The following is a 1,857-nucleotide window of genomic DNA, read 5'->3' as shown; positions in this document are numbered from 1 at the left end:
CCGTCACGTCGCCGATCGCCGGGCTCCCGCCGTTGACGCCGGGGACGCCGACGACCGTCCCGAGGAGGACGAACCCCCCGAGCACGACCGCCGGCACGACGCCGACCGCCAGACACGCCGGCCCGCCGCAGCGCGCGTACGCCCCGGCCGCGGCCAGTGGACCGGGAGCGTAGAACACCAGAACCGGGAGAACCCGGTCGGTCAGCGCCGTCGCGGTCGCGGCGCCGGCCGACTCGGCGACGAACGCGGCGACGAGCGCGAGCGTCACCGCGCCGGCGAACCCGACCACCAGCCCGACCGCGCGGTCGCGGCGGCGTCCGAACAGCAGCGCCTTCGTGGTGGGCATATCCGTGGATCACTAGCGGGGTTACTTAAATCCGCGTCGGACGGACGGCGTGCCCGGGGAGGACGAGCGACCGCCGACGGGAGAAACGAGGACGCCTCAGTCGTGACGCAGTTCGCGTACCCGGTCGATGTTCCACGCGAAGCTCTTCCCGTCCTCCGTCGGCGTCTCCAAGGCGAGCGGCACGTCCGTCAGGTCGGAGTGGTTGAGGAACCGCTCCATCCCCGCCTCGCCGATGTGTCCCTCGCCGATGTGGGCGTGCTCGTCCTTGTTGGTGCCGCACTCGTGTTTCGAGTCGTTGAGGTGGACGTACTCCAGGTGCTCTAGCCCGACCACGTCGTCGAACTCCCCGACCGTCTGGTCGACCGCCTCGGGCGTCGAGAGGTCGTAGCCCGCCGCGAACGCGTGGGCCGTGTCGACGCAGACGTCGATGTCGGTCTCCGTGCGGTCGATGATCCCCGCGAGGTGTTCGAACTCGCCGCCGAGCTTCGTCCCCGCGCCCGCGTCGCTCTCGATCAGGACCGTGACGCCGTCGGGCACGTCGAGGTCGTCGATCACGGGCGCCGAGGTGGACGTTGACGTACGGGATCCCCAGCTTGTCGGCCGCGTCGACCTCCTTTTGCATCGAGTCGAGCGACTTCTCGCGGAGCCCCTCCTTCGGCGTACAGAGGTTCACGAGGTAGGAGGTGTGGATCACCCACGGTCCCTCCAGGTCGCGGTCGGTCCCCTCGCGGAACCGCTCGGCCTCCTCGTCGCCGATGTTCGGGTCCTGCCACACCTGCGGCGAGTGGGTGAAGATCTGTCCGCAGTTGCCGCCGACCTCGACCTGATTCTCCACGGCGTTGTCCACGCCGCCGGCGATGGAGACGTGCGCGCCGACCTTGAGACTCATACCGGACACTGGAGGGCGGTCGAAAAAGCCCCTTCGGAACCGGGCGGATCCGCCACGACGCCCTCTGACAGCCTACGCGCCGCCGCTCCCGGGTCGGGTCCGGACCCACGCCTCGTCCCGGTACTTCTCCGCGACGAGTTCCTCGGCCCGCTCCAGCTCGGCGTCCGCCCACGACCCGTCGAGGGCCACGGTCGCGTCGGGCGCCGCTCCCGCCCAGTCGGCGAGCGCCGCCTCGACGGCCGCCACCGCGTCCGCGCGGTCGACGTCTGCCAGCTCGTCCATCCCGACGACGCGGTCGCGGAACTCCTCGGGCGCCACCGGCGGGTCGGCGAAGGCGCCGAGGTGTCGCTCCGCGTCGACCGAGAACGTCAGCGACCCGTGCTGGATCACCGCCTCCCGCTTGCGGTACTGCGCGTTGCCGGCGATCTTGCGGCGCCTCCCGGGCTCCGGCCCCGCCGCTACCACGTCGTGCGCCGGGTGGAGCTCGCGGAGGTAGCAGGCGGGACGATACAGCTCCGGGACCGGTTCGTCCGCGTAGCCGTCGTCGATCACGACCCGGCCGACAGCGTAGAGGCCACGCCCGTCCTGCCAGCGAGTGACGCACGACAGCTCCCCCGCACAC

At 71.4% G+C, this 1,857-nt stretch carries 1 protein-coding gene and 2 pseudogenes; all 3 read right to left on the bottom strand.

Annotated elements, in window-relative coordinates; translation table 11 throughout:
• On the bottom strand, nt 1-346 hold a 346-nt coding region (locus tag B9G38_RS16825; RefSeq protein ID WP_086221131.1), incomplete at its 3' end, for a hypothetical protein.
• A 96-nt stretch (nt 347-442) separates the two neighbouring features.
• Nucleotides 443-1,235: pseudogene (locus B9G38_RS16820) on the bottom strand (deoxyribonuclease IV).
• Between the two features lie 72 nt (nt 1,236-1,307).
• Nucleotides 1,308-1,857: pseudogene (locus B9G38_RS16815) on the bottom strand (lipoate--protein ligase family protein); the annotation flags it as partial.

Source organism: Halorubrum sp. SD612, from assembly GCF_002135005.1.
Note: the sequence above shows the minus strand (reverse complement) of the source record. Positions and strands in the feature narration are given on the sequence as shown.